This window comes from Kribbella sancticallisti, from assembly GCF_039530625.1.
Lineage (GTDB): Bacteria > Actinomycetota > Actinomycetes > Propionibacteriales > Kribbellaceae > Kribbella > Kribbella sancticallisti.
The window spans coordinates 320977-337492 of the sequence record NZ_BAAAOS010000017.1; the positions used below are offsets into that span (position 1 = coordinate 320977).

At 68.6% G+C, this 16516-nt stretch carries 20 protein-coding genes; 11 read left to right on the forward strand and 9 right to left on the reverse strand.

From position 1 onward, the window contains the following. Nucleotides 1-71: 71 nt before the first annotated feature. Together ABD255_RS09195 and ABD255_RS09200 are read left to right on the forward strand one after the other, a co-directional pair. Nucleotides 72-1037 carry a helix-turn-helix transcriptional regulator gene (locus ABD255_RS09195; RefSeq protein ID WP_344211869.1) on the forward strand — a complete coding sequence of 322 codons (966 nt, stop codon included), beginning with the start codon at nt 72-74 and terminating at the stop codon, nt 1035-1037. A 54-nt stretch (nt 1038-1091) separates the two neighbouring features. Further along, nucleotides 1092-1586: a VOC family protein gene (locus ABD255_RS09200; protein ID WP_344211871.1), complete on the forward strand. Its 495-nt coding sequence runs from the start codon at nt 1092-1094 to the stop codon at nt 1584-1586. On the opposite strand, the gene ABD255_RS09205 is transcribed toward ABD255_RS09200, so the two are convergent. Next, a complete protein-coding gene (locus ABD255_RS09205) occupies nt 1587-2402 on the reverse strand; it encodes a phytanoyl-CoA dioxygenase family protein (RefSeq protein WP_344211873.1) in 816 nt (271 codons plus the stop codon). It lies immediately after the preceding gene. Nucleotides 2403-2446: 44 nt separating this feature from the next. After that, nucleotides 2447-3409 carry a prolyl aminopeptidase gene (pip, locus tag ABD255_RS09210; protein ID WP_344211875.1) on the reverse strand — a complete coding sequence of 321 codons (963 nt, stop codon included), beginning with the start codon at nt 3407-3409 and terminating at the stop codon, nt 2447-2449. A 51-nt stretch (nt 3410-3460) separates the two neighbouring features. On the opposite strand from pip, the gene ABD255_RS09215 reads away from it, so the two are divergent. Then, entirely contained in the window at nt 3461-3916 is a 456-nt protein-coding gene (locus ABD255_RS09215) for a MarR family winged helix-turn-helix transcriptional regulator (RefSeq protein WP_344211877.1), read from the forward strand. On the opposite strand, the gene ABD255_RS09220 is transcribed toward ABD255_RS09215, so the two are convergent. Genes ABD255_RS09220 through ABD255_RS09235 form a run of 4 tightly spaced genes read right to left on the reverse strand, consistent with a single transcriptional unit; the run spans nt 3913 to nt 8028 of the window. Then, a complete protein-coding gene (locus ABD255_RS09220; protein ID WP_344211879.1) occupies nt 3913-4584 on the reverse strand; it encodes a 2OG-Fe(II) oxygenase in 672 nt (223 codons plus the stop codon). The genes ABD255_RS09215 and ABD255_RS09220 overlap by 4 nt on opposite strands. 34 nt (nt 4585-4618) lie before the next feature. After that, nucleotides 4619-5527 (reverse strand): UbiA prenyltransferase family protein, encoded by a 909-nt coding sequence (locus ABD255_RS09225; RefSeq protein WP_344211881.1) that lies wholly within the window; start codon nt 5525-5527, stop codon nt 4619-4621. A 58-nt stretch (nt 5528-5585) separates the two neighbouring features. Further along, complete coding sequence (locus ABD255_RS09230) at nt 5586-6455, reverse strand: virginiamycin B lyase family protein (RefSeq protein WP_344211883.1); 870 nt, start codon at nt 6453-6455, stop codon at nt 5586-5588. Next, nucleotides 6442-8028 carry an ABC-F family ATP-binding cassette domain-containing protein gene (locus ABD255_RS09235; protein ID WP_344211884.1) on the reverse strand — a complete coding sequence of 529 codons (1587 nt, stop codon included), beginning with the start codon at nt 8026-8028 and terminating at the stop codon, nt 6442-6444. The genes ABD255_RS09230 and ABD255_RS09235 overlap by 14 nt, the downstream gene beginning before the upstream one ends. Nucleotides 8029-8155: 127 nt before the next feature. Between ABD255_RS09235 and ABD255_RS09240 the strand changes: the two genes are divergently transcribed. Both ABD255_RS09240 and ABD255_RS09245 read left to right on the forward strand, forming a co-directional pair. Next, nucleotides 8156-8752 carry a TetR/AcrR family transcriptional regulator gene (locus tag ABD255_RS09240; protein WP_344211886.1) on the forward strand — a complete coding sequence of 199 codons (597 nt, stop codon included), beginning with the start codon at nt 8156-8158 and terminating at the stop codon, nt 8750-8752. Between the two features lie 31 nt (nt 8753-8783). Next, nucleotides 8784-9551 carry an SDR family NAD(P)-dependent oxidoreductase gene (locus ABD255_RS09245; protein ID WP_344211888.1) on the forward strand — a complete coding sequence of 256 codons (768 nt, stop codon included), beginning with the start codon at nt 8784-8786 and terminating at the stop codon, nt 9549-9551. A 2-nt stretch (nt 9552-9553) separates the two neighbouring features. Here ABD255_RS09245 and ABD255_RS09250 read toward each other — a convergent pair whose 3' ends face one another. After that, nucleotides 9554-10543: a LacI family DNA-binding transcriptional regulator gene (locus ABD255_RS09250; protein ID WP_344212340.1), complete on the reverse strand. Its 990-nt coding sequence runs from the start codon at nt 10541-10543 to the stop codon at nt 9554-9556. Between the two features lie 155 nt (nt 10544-10698). Here ABD255_RS09250 and ABD255_RS09255 point away from each other — a divergent pair, with 155 nt between their 5' ends. Next, a complete protein-coding gene (locus tag ABD255_RS09255) occupies nt 10699-11454 on the forward strand; it encodes an SDR family oxidoreductase (RefSeq protein ID WP_344211890.1) in 756 nt (251 codons plus the stop codon). 101 nt (nt 11455-11555) lie between these two features. Then, nucleotides 11556-12377, forward strand: coding sequence for a DUF3152 domain-containing protein (locus ABD255_RS09260; protein ID WP_344211892.1), 822 nt, complete (start codon nt 11556-11558; stop codon nt 12375-12377). 91 nt (nt 12378-12468) lie between these two features. Here the strand turns inward: ABD255_RS09260 and ABD255_RS09265 are convergent, their stop codons facing one another. Together ABD255_RS09265 and ABD255_RS09270 are read right to left on the reverse strand one after the other, a co-directional pair. Then, nucleotides 12469-12834 carry a VOC family protein gene (locus tag ABD255_RS09265; protein ID WP_344211894.1) on the reverse strand — a complete coding sequence of 122 codons (366 nt, stop codon included), beginning with the start codon at nt 12832-12834 and terminating at the stop codon, nt 12469-12471. Nucleotides 12835-12965: 131 nt separating this feature from the next. Then, nucleotides 12966-13523 (reverse strand): MarR family transcriptional regulator, encoded by a 558-nt coding sequence (locus ABD255_RS09270; protein WP_344211896.1) that lies wholly within the window; start codon nt 13521-13523, stop codon nt 12966-12968. 266 nt (nt 13524-13789) lie between these two features. Here ABD255_RS09270 and ABD255_RS09275 point away from each other — a divergent pair, with 266 nt between their 5' ends. The 4 genes from ABD255_RS09275 to ABD255_RS09290 all read left to right on the forward strand — a co-directional run bounded on the left by ABD255_RS09275 (nt 13790) and on the right by ABD255_RS09290 (nt 16503). After that, entirely contained in the window at nt 13790-14020 is a 231-nt protein-coding gene (locus ABD255_RS09275; RefSeq protein WP_012924486.1) for a hypothetical protein, read from the forward strand. A gap of 205 nt (nt 14021-14225) precedes the next feature. Then, entirely contained in the window at nt 14226-14591 is a 366-nt protein-coding gene (locus ABD255_RS09280) for a VOC family protein (RefSeq protein WP_344211898.1), read from the forward strand. A 113-nt stretch (nt 14592-14704) separates the two neighbouring features. After that, nucleotides 14705-15859, forward strand: coding sequence for a sensor histidine kinase (locus tag ABD255_RS09285; protein WP_344211900.1), 1155 nt, complete (start codon nt 14705-14707; stop codon nt 15857-15859). Continuing rightward, nucleotides 15856-16503: a response regulator gene (locus ABD255_RS09290; RefSeq protein ID WP_344211902.1), complete on the forward strand. Its 648-nt coding sequence runs from the start codon at nt 15856-15858 to the stop codon at nt 16501-16503. The genes ABD255_RS09285 and ABD255_RS09290 overlap by 4 nt, the downstream gene beginning before the upstream one ends. Nucleotides 16504-16516: the final 13 nt, after the last annotated feature.

The following is a 16516-nucleotide window of genomic DNA, read 5'->3' on the forward strand; positions in this document are numbered from 1 at the left end:
GGGCTTGTTGAGACAGACATTTCCAGTAGTAGAGGACAGGTTCTGACCGTTACCTCTGGCAATCTGAGGTCATGTCCGAAACCTCGGCTCGACTTCTCTCGCTGCTGTCCCTGCTCCAGGCGCGCCGCGACTGGCCGGGCGCGCTGCTGGCCGAACGGCTGGAGGTGAGCCCGCGCACGGTCCGCCGCGACGTGGATCGGCTGCGCGACCTCGGCTACCCGGTCCGCGCGTCGAAGGGACCGGACGGCGGCTATCGCCTCGACGCGGGCGCCGATCTGCCGCCGCTGCTCTTCGACGACGACCAGGCGATCGCGGTCGCCGTCGCCCTGCAGACCGCCACCACCACCGTGACCGGGATCGAGGAAGGCGCCCTGCGCGCGCTCGCCACGGTCCGCCAGGTGATGCCCGCGCGGTTGCGCCAGCGAGTCGACGCCCTCCAGGTCACCACGGTCGACCGGTACGCCGGATCGTCTCGGGCGAAGGTGAACTCGGAGCACCTGATCGCGATCGGTACCGCGCTGCGCGCCCGCGAGGTACTCCGCTTCGACTACGCGTCACCGGGTGCCTCGTCGGAGGACGAGTTCGTGCCGCCCCGCCGGGTCGAACCACACCACCTGGTCACCTGGGGCGCCCGGTGGTACCTGGTCGCCTGGGACCTCGAGCGGAACGACTGGCGGACCTTCCGGGTGGACCGGATGTTGCCCAAGACACCGACCGGCCCACGCTTCACCCCGCGCGAACTCCCCACGCCCGACGTCTCGACGTACATCTCGAGCCGTTTCCAGAGCCAGAGTCAGTGGCCGTGCCGCGGTACGGCGATCCTGCAGGCGAAGGCCGCCGACATCGCCCGCTGGGCCGGCCGCGACGCCCTGGTGGAGGAGGTCACTCCCACCAGTTGCCGCCTCACGATGAACGCCTGGTCCTGGACCGGCCTGGCTGCCTCGTTCGGCATGTTCGAGTGCGACCTGGAGTTCGCCGGCCCGCCCGAACTGAAGGAAGCCGCCAACCACCTCGCCGCCCGCTACACCTCGGCCTGATCTTTGATCGAGAAGCGGACAGAACCTGGCCGCTACCTTCGGGAGGATGAAGACATGACAACGACGAAGAATCCTGCCGGCAAGGGCTCTGTGACGCCGTACGTCTCGGTGCGTGGGGCGGACGGGTGGCTCGACTTCGTGGAGTACACGTTCGAGACCGAGAAGGCGTTCCGGGTGCGGAACGAGGACGGGACCATCGGGCATGCGGAGATCACCGTCGGCGACTCGGTGCTGATGGCGTTCGACGCCCGGCCCGAGTGGCCTGACACGCCGAGCCTGCTGAGCGTGTACGTCGACGACGTGGACAGGGTGCTCGCCCGTGCGCTGGGGGCAGGAGCCAGCGTGGTCACCGAGCTGACGACGTCGCGAATCGTGGGCGATCGCGGCTGCCGGATCAAGGATTCGCAGGGCAACATCTGGTGGCTGCAGACCCACCTGTACGACGTCGACCCGTCGACCCTCCCCGCACTCTTCGCCGACCCCGCCGAAGCAGCCGCGATGAAGGCCCTGCAGGAATCCTTCGACACCGAGATGCGCAGCCGGGTCTGATCAGGTCGAGTACAGGACGGGGTTGAGGGGTGAGGAGATCTGCTCGCCGGCCGCGTTGCCTGGCATCCAGTCGGCCAGGTCGGACTCCTGGAACGAGTTCGCCGGCGGCGCGATCTCCATCGCGGCGTCCACGTAGATGATCGTCATCACCCGCCGCGGTACGTCGGTGTTGTTCGGCGCCGCGTGGTGGAACGTCCAGCCCAGGTGGTAGCTCACCTCGCCCAGTTCGTACGGCTCGACCACCTCGGGGAAGTCCCGCTCGGCCAGGGCCGCCTGGAGCACGCGCTCCGACTCGTCGCTGATCGGGAGATCGCGCCCGTGCTCGAACGCGTGGCTCCCGGCGGCGAAGGCCAGCGGGCCCATCTCCAACGGCGTTTCCTGCAGCGGGATCCATACCGTCACGCAGCGATCCGTCGCGAACGGCCAGTAGTACTGGTCCGCGTGCCACGGCGTCACCCCACCGCCGGACTCCTTGTAGAGCGCCTGGTCGTGGTACAGCCGGACCGACCGTACGCCGAGCAACTGTGCCGCGATCCGCGCGAGCCGTGGCGACGAGACGAACTCCAGCACCGGTTCGCTGTCCTGCCACAGGTTCATCACCTGCAGGAACGCCTTGCCGTAGGTGTCGCGTTCTTCCAGCGGCAGGTGCTGGGTGTTCAACTCGATCACCTTGCTGGTGATCTCCTCCTCGTACGCCGCGATAGTGGCCGGCGACAGCACCCGCTTGAGCTTGACGAATCCGTGCTCGGCGAAAGCGGCGATCGAAGCCCTGTCCAGGCTGTAGTCGAGCTCGAGCTCAGAGCGGGTAAGCGTCATCCACACAGGGTCCCGGGGAGATCAATCGATGTAAAGGTGAGCATTCAATTTTTTCGTTCCAACGATTGATCGGCGAATCGCTCGACGGCTGCCAGCACGAGATCGCCCAGGCCCGTACCGTGGCCGGCGACCTCGACCACGTGCAACTCGGCGTCGGGCCAGCCCTGCGCCATCTTCCAGGCGGCCTCCAACGGACTGCTGAAGTCGAGCCGCCCGTGGATCAGTACGCCGGGGATGCCGGCCAACTTCCCCGCGTTCCGTTGCAGGATGCCCTCTTCCAGCCAAGCCGCGTGACCCCAGTAGTGCGAGACCAGCCGGGCGAATCGCAGCCGAAACGCGGGATCCTGGTACCGCTCGTCCGGCTGGTATCCGGGGTGCGTCGCGACGTGCGTGTCCTCCCAGTCGCACCAGTTCTTGGCCGCCCGGTCCCGCACGGCCGGGTCGGGGTCGTGCAGCAGTCGGCTGTACGCGAGCGCGAGATTCCCGTCCCGCTCCGACTCCGGTACGCCGTCGCGGAAGCGCGCCCACTCCTCGGGGAAGACGCGGCCCATCTCCCGGGTGATCCACTCGACCTCGCGCCGGGTGGTGTTGGTGATACTGAACAGGACGAGTTCGGAGACCGACGACGGATGCTGCTCGGCGTACGCGAAGCCGAGGGTGGCTCCCCAGGAGGCGCCGAGAACGAGCCACTTCTCGATCTGGAGGTGGTTGCGGAGCATCTCGATGTCCGCGATCAGGTGGGAAGTGGTGTTGGTGCTGAGATCCACCTCCGGCTCGGCGGCATCCGGCGTACTGCGGCCGCAGTTGCGCTGGTCGAACAGCACGAGCCGGTACTTCGCCGGGTCGAAGTAGCGGCGCCAGTACGCAGTGGCGCCTGAGCCGGGCCCGCCGTGGAGCACGACCGCGGGTTTGCCGTCGGGGTTGCCGCAGACCTCCCAGTAGAGGCGGTGGCCGTCGCCGACCTCGAGCATGCCGTGGTCGTAGGGCTCGATCTCTGCCGGGTACATGGTTCTGGCCTCCGTTGCCTGGATATATAACAGCGCTGTTAGAGTACAGCCATGAAAGGCGCGATCGGTACCCGGTTGAGGCACGTGCTCGAGTTGCTCGACCGGGATGTGGCGAAGGTCTATCTCGATCTCGGGCTGCCGGAGTACCGGCCGAGGTTCTCGCCGATCGTCCGCACGCTGGTTGCCGATGGCCCGTTGTCCATCCGGGACCTGGCCAAGGCGGTGGGCGTGACGCACTCGGCCGCCAGCCAGACGGTCGCCCAACTCTCGAAGGCGGGCTTCGTCACCCTCGAGCCGGGGCCGAGCGACGCCCGGCAGCGGATCGTCCACCTCACGAAGAAGACTCGCGATCTGCTGCCCACCATCGAAGCCGAATGGCAGGCAACCACCGCGGCGCTGGCGGATCTGGACGCCGAACTGTCAGCCCCCCTCGGCCAACTCCTCGACGAGATCATCACCGCAGTCGAACGCCGTTCCTTTCAGCAGCGGATCGCCGACCATTCCTAGGCGGCGTCGTGGAACACCAAGCCCAGGGTGTGGCGGATGCCCGACCGGACCGTGCTCACACCGTGCCGCATCGGCGCTGCTGACCACCCGCGCGCCGACTTCACCGGCCGGTCGCGAGTGGTGAAGATCAGCCCGCGCCCCTGCGGCAACATCGCCACCGTCCCGCGCGACTGCGCTCGCGGCCGCTGCTCGACCAGCAGGAACTCACCACCCTCGTGGTCCACGCCCGGCCGATCCAAACCGATCACCACCTGCAGAGGGAACACCAGGTCGCCGTACAGGTCGCGGTGCAAGGCGTTCCAGTCGCCCGCCTGATACCTGAGCAGGATCGGCGTCGGCTTGGTCTGGCCCGCCGCGTGGCACGCCTCGAGCCATTCTCCGAGTGTGTCCGGCCAGGGCGCGGGCCAGCCGAGGCGCTCAGCCCAGTCGCGCGCGATCGGCAGCAGTTTCGGATACAGCGTCTCCCTGAGTTCGGCGACGACGGCGGGGAGTGGGTGGTCGAAGTACCGGTACTGCCCGGAGCCGAAGCGATACCGGGCCATGTCGATCGTGGAGCGGAAGCGCTCGACTTCGCCGTACAGGGCGGAGATCTCCTGGCACTGCTCCGGGGTGAGCAGAGGTGGGGTCAGCGCACAGCCGTGGTCGTCGAGTTCTGTCTGCCAGTTCATACCTGTGGAACGGCTGGGGGAGCGGAGATGTGAGTCAGAGGACGCCGGTGTAGGTGAGCGCGAACGCGCCACAGGGAAAGAGGAAGAGCGACGCGAGGATGACGACACCCCGGAACGTCATCCCCGGACCGATCAACCGCCGGTACGCCGCGACGAGCACCGGCACCATCACGATCTCCAGCGTGAGCATGCTCCGCGGGATCACCGCGTCGAGCGCCGCCAGTACGACGGACAGCCCGGCCGCCGCGATCCAGAACGCGAAGCCCAGCCGGTACGTCGCCCGCGCGCCGAGGCGGACCGCGATCGTCCGGTAGCCGGCGGCGCGATCCGCCTCGAGGTCGGCCAACGTGGTCGGCAGGTAGAGCCCGATCGCCGCGAGCGTGCCCTGCAACGCCATCAACCAGGGGAAGTCGCTGAGGTCCGGGGTCACCGCGGCCCAGCCTGCCAGCGGTCCGAAGGTGCCCAAGGCAAGGGAATTGGCCGCGACGTCGAAGCCGGCCCGGGTCTTCAGCCGCAGGGGCGGAACGCTGTAGGCCCAGCCGAGGGCGAGCGCGAAAACCACCCCGAGGGTGAAGACCGAACCCACGAACAGGCTGACCACGATCGATGCCAGGGCCGCACCGGCCGCGATCTGCTTGGCGCCCTTCAGCGTCACGCGACCGTCGAGCAGCGGCGACTTCGCCTTCCGCGGATTCAGCAGATCGCCCGGCAGGTCGTACGCGTCGTTGATCGCCAGCACCGCCAGCCACAGCAGCGGGCCCATCACCACGGCGCCGACCGCCAGCCGGGGCCAGTCCTGCGTGGGCGGCACGAGACGGTGCGTGGCCAGCAGGATGCCCACGTAGTACGGCACCACCGACACCACCCAGAACGCCGGGCGCCCAACTGCCAGCACATCCCTGACTCGCGCCCTGACCTGCGGCGTCTGCACCAGTGTGGTCACGAAATCCACACTGCTCCTGCCGCCGCTTCACCGGCCTCCCTCGGCCGGGTGAATCACCTCACCCGTAGGCGTTGATGTGCGCAAGAACACCGGTTTCCAACGCCACCCAGACGCTTCCGTCCGGCGCGACCGCCAGCCCGTGCGGTTCCGTACCTTCGCCGAGATGATGGCGCTCGGCAACTGATCCCGCGGCATCCAGCCGGACCAGTTCAGCCGAGCCCCACAAGGTGACCCAGCAACCCCCGTCCGCGGTCGCCACTACCGCGTGCGGCTTCGAGGCGCGATCCGGCAGCGGGAACTCCTCGATCTTTCCGTCACGATCGATCCGGCCGACCTGGCCTGCCAGGATCTCGACGAACCAGACACCGTCTGGGCCGGCGCTGATTCCCACCGGTCCGGCGCCTTCGGTCGGCAACGGGTAGGTCGTCACCTCGCCGGTCACGGTCATCCGCCCGATCGCGTTCCCCTGGTTGAGTGTGAACCACAAGTCCTCGCCCGCCGTGATCATCGCCGGGAACCCGCCGCTCGTACCGATCGGGAACTCCGAGACCTCCCCGTCCACACTCACCCGCCCGATCCGATCCACACCCATCAAGGTGAACCACAGCGCCCCGTCCGGCCCCACACACAATCCGTACGGCGAACCGCCCGCGCTGAGCACCTCCACAGACGACACCACCCCGTCGGGTGCGATCCGCCCGATCCGGTCATCGCCGTTCCGGGTGAACCAGACCGCACCGTCCGGACCGGGGACGATCACGCTCGGACGGCTGCCCGGTGCGGCGAGATCGAACCGTTCCACCAGGTCATCTGCTTTCCGCGCAACGACGCCCGCATGTACCAAGGTCGTCCACACCGCTGTCCCCGCGACGGCGACGCCGTACGGGCCTTCGCCTGCTGCCGCGACCGCGAATTCACTGACTGGCAAGGGACTTCTCCTTCAGTTCGAGGGTTTCGCCACGCCAACGGGAGTTGAAGCGGCGGTCGTGACTGACCACCACCAGCGCTCCGTCATAGGCATCCAGCGCGGCCTCCAGTTCTTCCACCAGCACCAGCGAAAGATGGTTGGTGGGCTCATCCAGAACGAGCAGGTCGTACGGCGTACTCAGCAAGCGAGCCAGAGCCAGCCGCCGACGTTGACCCGTCGACAACGCCCCGACCCGCGTACCGAACTGATCCGCGCGGAACAACCCCAGCCCAGCCGCCCCGCGGTACTGCGCGAGTTCCTGCCGAAGCGTGTTGTCCGGGCGAGCCTCGACGATTTCCTGCGGCAGATAGCCGATCCGCCCGTGCCGATCGACGAACCCCGAGTCAGGCGCCATCGTCCCGACCAACACGTCCAGCAACGTGGACTTGCCGGCACCGTTCGCTCCGGTGATCAGCAGCCGCCCGCCCGCCGGCACCTCCACGGAGATCGCCGACAGCCGATCCCGCACCGAAACGCCCACGGCATCAAGCAGAAGATCTCCTTGCACGGCGGCAGATGTGCGCAGCGCGCCCGTGAACTGCAGAGGCTTCGCCGGGACCGGCGGCGGGTCGGCCTCCAGCCGACGGAGCCGCTCCTTGGCGTTGCGGATCTTGCTGGACTCCGCCTCCTGGACGCGACCGGTCGCCCGGTCGTAGGCGACCTTGTTGTTGTCCTTCATCGGCCGGCTGTAGGCGACACGATCGGCCGTGGTGCGGACGGTGACACGCATCGCCGCGACCTCGTCCTCCCACTCCTGCCGCGCCTGCGCGATCCGGGCCCGCTCGGCCGCCTTCTCCGTGAGATATCCCGCGTAGCCGTTGCCGTAGCGAGTCACCCGGTGGGTGTCACCGTCCACCTCGAACAACGTCGATGCCACCTGCTCGAGGAAGGCGCGATCGTGCGACACGACGACCGTAGTACCGGCTCTCGACCGCAGGTGGCTCTCCAGCCAAACCGTCGCGCCGAGATCGAGGTGGTTGGTCGGCTCATCGAGCAGCAGCACCTCCGGTGACGACGCCAGTACTGCGGCCAGATGCAGCCGGGCGAGTTCGCCGCCGGACAGCGAGGACAACCGCCGATCTCCCGGCAGGTTGCTCAACCCCAACCCGGACAGGGCACGCTGAAACCGAGCCTCCGCGTCATATCCCTCGCGTACTTCGAACGCGGTCTGCAGCTCGCCGTACTCGTCCAGCACGTTAAGGTTGCCCTCAGCAAGCAATGCCTCGAGCGCGAGCATCCTGGCCTCGATCGCCCGCAGGTCCGCCAGTGCGTGGTCCGCGACGGCCGTGACGTCGAGGTGCAACGGCAACGGGTTGTCCTGGGCAAGGAAGCCGAGGCTTCCGGCCACCACGACCGATCCGTCGGTTGGCTGTTCCTGGCCGGCGAGCAGCCGCAGCAGCGTCGACTTCCCGGACCCGTTCTCGCCGATCAGCCCGCTGACCTGGCCGGGTGGAAACGCGCAGTTGACCTGGTCGAGCACCACGCGGTGGTCGTAGGACTTGGTGAGTTCGTGCAAAGACAACTGGGTAGACATACGTGTCCTCCTGACTCGCTGGAACGGACGGCACGCACCACAACAGGTGACGGCCGGTTCGACGGCGGGGTCAGAAGATCACTGCTACCTCCAGTTAATGCGACGGATGTTGCGTTAAGATCATGCCATGACCTCCGGGGAGAACGCAAGCAGGCCGGGTGGACGCACCGCCCGGGTCCGCGCCGACGTGATGGCGGCCGTCGAAGCCGAACTGGCCGAGCGCGGCTACGACGGCCTCACGATCGACGGTGTCGCGGCGCGCTCCGGCGTCCACCGCACCACGGTCTACCGCCGCTGGCGGACCGTCGACGGCCTGCTGGTCGATCTGCTCGCGATGGGCGCCGACGACAACTGGACGCCTGCGGAGACCGGCTCGCTGGCGGGTGACCTGGCTGAGCTCAACCGGGAGATCCGATCCGCGCTGACCGTGCTGCCGTCCGTCACGGTCGCGGTGATCGCGGCGTCCTTCCGCACGCCCGACGCCGCCGAGGCCCTGCGGCGCTTCTGGGTCGACCGCTACGAACGCAGCGCGGTCGTCGTCACCCGCGCCGTCGAGCGCGGTGAGATCCCAGCCGGCACGGACGCCCACCGCGTCCTGATGCTGGCGACGGCTCCGCTCTACCACCAACTCGTCCTGCTGCGGCAGCCGATGTCCGCGAAGCTCGCAACCCGCTACGCCCACGATGCGGCCGAGGCAGCGAAAGTCGGCATCCTTCACGGCTAGGGTTCCCTCTACACCGATGAAGGAGGGCGCAGTGGCTGGACGTCTGAGCGACGAGGTCGTGCTGGTAACCGGGGCCGCCCGGGGGATCGGCCGCGCGATAGCCGCCAAAGCCGCCGAGGAAGGTGCCGCGGTCGCGCTGGTCGACGTACTGGGTGATGAGCTCGCCGCCACCGCCGCCGAGCTGCAGCAGACCGGCGCGACGATCGCCTCCGCCGTCGGCGACATCACCGACGAGGACTCCGTACGCCGCTCAGTCGCCGAGCTGACCGCCGACCTCGGCAAGCCGATCACCGTGCTCGTCAACAACGCCGGCAAGAACGCCTACGCCGACGCCACCCAGATGACGGTGGCCGAGTGGGACAGCGTCTTCGACGTCGACCTCAAGGGCGCCTGGCTGATGGCGCGGGCCGTGCTCCCCGAGATGATCGCGGCCCGGCGCGGCGCGATCGTCAACATCGCCTCGATCCACTCCCACCTCACCACCGCCGGCATGTTCCCGTACGCCGCAGCCAAGTCCGGCCTGGTCGGCATGACCCGCAGCCTCGCCTTGGACGTGGCCCCGCACCAGGTCCGGGTCAACGCCGTCAGCCCCGGCTTCATCGCCACCGACCTGCTCGAAGAGTTCTTCGACACCATCCCCGGCGCCCGCGACACCGCCCTCGCCGTCCACCCCCTCGGCCGCATCGGCACCCCCGAGAACGTCGCCGAGGTCGTCTGCTTCCTCGCCTCGCCCGCCGCCGCCTTCGTCACCGGCGCCAACTGGTCCGTCGACGGCGGGCTCGGCATCCGCTACGCCTGAGCTCAGTTGTTGCAGCCGCACGAGTTGCGGTGGACGAGGGTGGGGGTGACGCGCAGGCTGCGGGCGGGCTGGTCGGGGTCGGCGATCCGGGTGACGATCAGGTCGACGGCCTGGGCGGCCAGTTCCTGGTGGGGTTGGGCGATCGTGGTCAGCCGGGGCTCGAACAGATCGGCCCAGTCGAAGTCGTCGAAGGCGACCAGGGCCAGGTCTGCCGGGACTGACAAGCCTGCCTCGCGGAGGGCGCGCATGGCTCCTATCGTCATCTGGTTGTTGCCGACGACCAGCGCGGTGGGCGGCTCGGGCATCTGCAGCAGCTGGGCGGTCGTGCCACAAGCCGGCTCCGCGTCGGACGCACCCCCGCGCAACAACTCGTCGTCGTACGGGAGGCCGGCGCGCTCCAAGCCGAGGCGGTAGCCGGCGACGCGTTCCTCGGTGGTGGCCAGGCCTGCCAGGCCGCTGACCATGGCGATCCGCTGGTGGCCGCGACTGGCCAGGTGTTCGACCAGGTGGGAGGTGGCCTCGATGTTTTCGGTGCCGACCTCGTCCAGGCCGGTGCCGATCATCCGATCCACCAGGACGACCGGGACGTTGCGCTGCGCCAGGTACTCCAAAGTTGGGCCCGGTGTGGGGGAAGCCGCCAGGATGATGCCGTCGGCCCGGCGCTCGTGCAGGTCCCGGGCCACCTTGAGCTCACGCTCGGGGTCGTCGCGGGTGTCCGCGATCAGGATCGAGTAACCGCGCTGCTCGGCCTCGGCCTGCAGGTGGTGCGCCAACTCCCCGAAGTACGGGTTCGAGATCGACGACAGGGCCAGGCCGATGGTGTCGGTCTTCGACATCACCAGGGATCGAGCGATCGTGTTCGGCACGTAGCCGGTCTCGCGGACCGCGGCCAGAACCGCCTCGCGGGTGGCGGGCGCCACGAAGCGCGTCTCGTTCAGTACGTGAGAGACGGTCGTCACCGAAACCTGGGCTCGCCGGGCCACATCCGCCATCTTCACCACGGTGTCATTCTCCCCCGTGGCCGGGCTGCCACCCGCGCTCCCGGCGGCGACGTGACCTGTCTCTCGTCCAGCGGCCAGTCACATTCGTGCGCGGCCGGGAGTCGGACCAGTAGACCGTTCGAACCTCCCAGAACTGGAGTCACACCATGACGTCAACCGTCCTCGTCACCGGCGGCACCGGCACCCTCGGACGCCACGTCGTCCCGATGCTCCGCGAATCCGACCTCAAGGTCCGAGTGCTCAGCCGCAGCAGCCGACAGCCCGAGGAGGGCATCGAGTACTTCGTGGGCAATCTCGCCACCGGCGAGGGCATCGACGCCGCCGTCGCCGGAGTCGACACCATCGTGCACCTGGCCGGCGACGCCAAGGGCGACGACGACAAGGCCCGCACGCTGGTCAAGGCGGCGAGCGAGGCGGGTTCCCCGCACATCGTCTACATCTCCGTAGTCGGCGCCGAGCACGATTCCTTCGCGTACTTCGCCTTCAAGCGCGGCGCCGAGCAGGTCATCGCCGACTCGGGCCTGCCGTGGACCACGGTCCGGGCCACCCAGTTCCACGACCTGGTCCTCACCCTCGCGCAGGCTCTCGGCAAGCTTCCGGTGGTCCCGGTCCCCGCCGGCTTCCGTGTCCAGCCCATCGACACCCGGGACGTGGCTGCGCGCTTGGTCGAACTCGCCCAAGGCGAACCTTCCGGCCTGGTCCCCGACATCGCCGGTCCCAAGATCTACGACCTCAAGGACCTCGTCCGCTCCTACCTCAAGGCCACCAACCGGCGCCGCTTGCTGGTCCCGCTCTTCCTTCCCGGCAAGGCCGCCAAGAGCTTCCGCGCCGGCATCAACCTCGCCCCCACCCAGGCCGTCGGCAGGCACACCTGGGAGGACTTCCTGGCCGCCCGTGGATAGTTCGGCCGCGAAGCGGGCACAGGCGAGAAGGGTTTCGGCACCTCCAGGCAAGTAGGTACTGAGGACGTGCTCAACCCGAGTGCGCTGTAGGGAGCCTGTTGATGCGTAGGTTGAGAGTCGTCGGCCTGGGACTCGCGGCGGCGGCGCTGGTCGGAGCGCTGGTCCAACTGCCGGCCAGCCCGTTCGAGCAGGGTTACCCGCAGCGACCGGTCGCCCAGACCTCCACAGACTCCACCACAGGCGAGTCGGCCAAGAACAACCCCGCCGAGCCCAGGGTGCAGAGCACACCAGCGGCTTCGAACGCGGCCCCGGGCCGTCCCGCGCCGCAGATCACCTACCCAGTGCGCGGAACCGGTGGCTACTCCGTGCTCCCCGGTGATCCCGCGACGATCGGCACCGGCGGCAAGCTGTTCACCTTCCAGATCGCGATCGAAGGCGGCATCAGGGGCGTCGACCGCGCAGCCTTCGCCCGCTTCGTCCGGGACACCTACAGCGCTCCCCAAGGCTGGGCATCCGGCGGCTTGTACCGCTTCCGTCAGGTAGGACCGGGCCAACCGGCCGACTTCAAGCTCATGCTCGTCACCCCCGCGACCCGCGACTCCGTCTGCGGCGGCGGCTTCGACCAGTACACGAGTTGCCGGATCGGCGATCGCGTCGTCCTGAACGTCGCGCGCTGGGTCCAGGGAGTGCCGAACTATGGAGCCCCGCTGGCGGCGTACCGGCAGTACATGATCAATCACGAGACCGGCCACCGCCTCGGCCGCGGCCACGAACTCTGCCCCGGTCCCGGCCAGCCCGCGCCCGTGATGGAGCAGCAAACCCTCGGCCTGCACGGCTGTACTGCGTACTCCTGGCCCTACCTCAACGGCGAGCGCTACAAGGGCCGCCTCGGCCAGTACAACGACTCCCTGCCAACCAATTAGTCGCTCGTCGAAGGGCGAAGGTGGGCGGCGAGAGTTTCGAGCCCTACCTTGAGCCCGGCGAACTCGCGCTCGTCCCGCCCCTCGACGAGTCTCACTCCTGGATGATCGACAGCACGTTGCCGGCCGGGTCCTTGAACCAGGCGATCAGCGGGCCCTCGCCCCGGTGGATGCCGAGCTCGTCCTGGTCGTCGCCGTACCGCTCGAAGGTGACGCCGCGCGCCACCAAGTCGCGCGCGGTCGCCTCGATGTCGGTGACGGGGAAGTTCAGGACGGTGAACTCGGCCGGCGTGTGATCCGACTTGGGGTAGACCAGGATCGGGATGCCGCCGGCGATCTGGAGCCCGAGCAGGCCGTTCTCCTCGGTCACGTCGAGGCCGAGGGTGTTGGCGTAGAAGTCGCGGGCCACCGCGAGGTCGTCCACCGAGAAGCCACTGAACGCTTTGGTTGCCTTGAACATCTTTTCTCTCCTTGCCGTCCGAGACACCGGGGTGGTGCCTCTCACCCGGTACGTCGTCGCCGCCCGCTCGGCTTCGACAAAAAGGAGCCCGCGCCGCCCAGTACGCCGTACTGAGGCGGCGCGGGTCTTGTTCAGTTGTGCAGGAGCGCCGGTGGGAAGAGCTGGTCACTGTCCGGCGCGGGGGTGGTCCCGGCCGACTCCAGGCCATCGGCCACGGTGTGGAGCAGTCGCACCAGTTGAGCGGCGTCCGCCGGGCCGAGGATGCCGGTGATCACGTCGAGCACCCGCACGGTCAGGCCGTCCAGCTGGGCCAGCCGGGCCTGGCCCATCCCGGTGACGCTCAGCTTGGGGGAGGTGCGGACCAGGCCCAGCCCGGCGAGTTCCTCGATCGCCAACTCGGCCTCGCCGGTGGTGGTGCCGACCTGCGCGGCGACCGTCTCGGCCGTGTCCCGCCCGTTGGAGATCGCGCTCAGCACCAGCGCCGCGGGCATCTTGATGCCGACCGCGTCCTGCAGGCTGAGGATGAGTGGATGGGCGTGCCCGCGGACTCGCTCCACCGCGTCGAGCAGGCGCAGCGAGTCACTGATGTCCCCGATCAGTTGTTCGGTCTGGACGGTGGCGATCCCGGTCGGTCTGACGACCTGGTCGGGAACCGCCAGAGCCTTGGTCCCAGCGTCTTCGATGGTCACCTGTCCAGCCTACGGAGGCGGCAACGCCGGCTCGGCGTGTCGTACCTGAGGAAACCCTATGAATTAGGTCTCCCGACGTAATCGAACACCGCTTCGAAGCCGATGAGCAGCGGCCGGTTGAAGTCTGGACGATTGGTCAGAAATTGGGCGTGACCTTACGTTCGCCTCGTCCGTTGGATCTGACGTGACGGTGAACACACGGCGCACCGGCACCGCGCTCGCCCGCGACTCAAGGCCGACAGCCCCTCGAACTGCCAGGAGGACAAGTGACAACCGCCACCGCCACCCAGACGTCTGAGCGCCGACGCGTACGTGTCTGGTTCGGTGAGCACGTCATCGCCGACTACAACGCCGAGCCGGCGTTGGCCGAGCGGTACGCCCACGCCATGAGCCGTCGCTTCGCCGGTCTGCGGGTCACCAACGACCCGATGCCGGCCGTCGACCGTCTCCCCGATCCCCTGCCCGGCGAGCGCATGTGGGACGTAGCACCCCGCTGACCCTTTGATCGGCGGCAATGCGCCTGATGTGCCAACACCTGCAATCGAAGTAAGCGCCTGCGAGAACTTTCACCGTCCGCACCGCGACCGCGAGGTCCTCGGTGCGGACGTTCTCGTTGTCCGGGAGAACCGATGTCGAGCCGCCGGTGGCCGCTCCGACGTACCGGTCGTGAGCTGATCGGCAGCTCGGAGGAGGACGAAATCAATGGCCAGGCCAGTACTGAACAGCATGTTGCTCGGCAGCACCGACCCCGACCGTCTCAAATCCTGGTACCGCGACGGCTTCCACGCGAAGGTCGACGGCTACGGAAACCTGGACCTCGGCGACTTCGGTCTCGTCATCGAGAAGCGGGACGACGTCGCCGCGACGACGGCCGAGCCCGGCCGGTTCGTGATCAACTTCGCCGTCGAGGACATCCAGGAGACCGCCGCGCACCTGCGCACCCTGAATGTCGAGTGGCTGGCCGAACCGGAGGACCGTGGCGTCGGCTGGTTCGCGACGATGGTCGACCCGGACGGCAACTACGTCCAACTGATCCAGATGAAGCCGGAGTACTACGCCAACAAGTAGCGCCAGGGCCGGCTGCCAACGCCGGGTCCCGCTCGGCTGGCGGGGTGAGAGACGGCCGGGAACTCGCTCGTGCGAGCGAGGTGGCCGAGCCCGCCGTGGGCCAGACTGGGGGCGTGGGCGGAGTGATCGACGAGTGGGTCGCGCGGCTGGGCCTTCCCGGGCCGCGGCCCCTCGACCGCGCGATCGACGTCGGGCTGGTGCTCGCGGTCGCCGTCGCGTCGGCGGTGCCGTTGGTCGCCCCGGAGCCGGGCGGGGTCACCGCGCTCGGGGTGCTGCTCAATCTCTGCACGATCGTCCCGCTGTTGTGGCGGCGGCGAGCGCCCTTCGCGGTGATGGTGATCGTCGGCGTGGCGGCGACGGCGGTCTCGGCGTACCACCGGCCCGGCCAGAATCTCCAGTACGCCGGGCTGCTGGCGATCTACACGGTCGCCAGCCTCGGGCGGAAGCGCTGGCAGCGGATCGGCGTGCTCGTGGTCATCCTGATCACCTTCCCGCCGGCCTCCTTGCTGATCAAGGACAACAGCCTCGACGAGTTCATGTTCACCCTGCTGCTCCCACTGGCCGCGTTTCTGTTGGGCTCGCTGGAGCGAACCCGGCGCGAGCACGCCGAGACTCTCCGCGAACGCACCGAGCAACTCGAACGCGAGCGCCTCGCCGAGGCCGCCCGCGCCGCTGCGGAGGAACGCGCCCGGGTGGCCCGGGACATGCACGACATCCTGGCGCACGCCGTCAGCCTGATGGTGGTGCAGGCCGAGGCCGGGCCCGTCGTCGTACGGACTGATCCGGAGCGGGCGGAGCGGGCTTTCGACGCGATCGCCGACGCCGGGCGGGATGCGATGACGCAACTGCGGCGGCTGCTCGGAGTGCTGAAGGCGGACGAGACGCAGCGACTTCCACAACCCACCTTGGCGGAGTTGCCCGCGTTGGTGGGCGAGACGGCGACGCTGGAAGTGATCGGCGAGCCGCGGCCGGTGCCGGCGGACACCGAGATCGCGGTCTATCGGATCGTGCAGGAGGCGCTGACCAACACGGTGAAGCATGCCGGCGCCCAGAATGTCGCAGTACGGCTGCACTGGTCGGCCGACGAGCTGGAAGTATCGGTGACCGATGACGGCCAGGGGTCGGTGGTAACTGTTGCCGGGGGCCACGGACTGGTCGGGATCCGGGAACGTGCCGCGGCCTGCGGCGGTACTGCGGAAGCCGGGCCGCGGCCGGGCGGCGGGTTCGAAGTACGGGCCAGGTTGCCTTGTGGAGAAGGAGTTCGATGATCAGGGTAGTGCTGGCCGACGACCAGGAGCTGGTCCGGAGCGGGTTCGCGATGATCCTCGACGCGCAGGACGGCATCGAGGTGGTCGGCGAGGCGGGCGACGGCGCCGAGACGGTCGAACTGGTGCGCGCGCTGCGGCCCGAGGTGGCGTTGCTCGACGTCCGGATGCCCCGCACGGACGGTCTGGCGGCTGCCCGCACGATCTGTGCGGGCACTGACACCAAGGTCATCATGCTGACCACCTTCGACTCCGACGACTACGTCTACGACGCGCTCTACGCCGGCGCCAGCGGGTTCCTGCTGAAAGACGTCCGCCGCGACGATCTCGTCCACGCCGTCCGGGTTGTCGCGGCCGGAGAGTCGCTGCTCGCGCCCAGCGTCACCCGCCGCCTGATCGCCGACCTCACCCGCAACCGGCCCCGCAACGGCCCCGCCGCCGGCCTCGACGTACTCACCTCTCGCGAACGCGAGACGTTGCTCCTGCTCGGCCGCGGCCTGTCCAACGCCGAGATCGCCACGGCGATGACCCTGAGCGAGCACACGGTGAAGACCCACGTCAGCAACACCCTGACCAAGCTCGGCCTCAGGGACCGGGTCCAGGCCGTCATCGCCGCCTACGAAACCGGGCTGATCACCCCCGCGTAAGGACCAGTCGGCC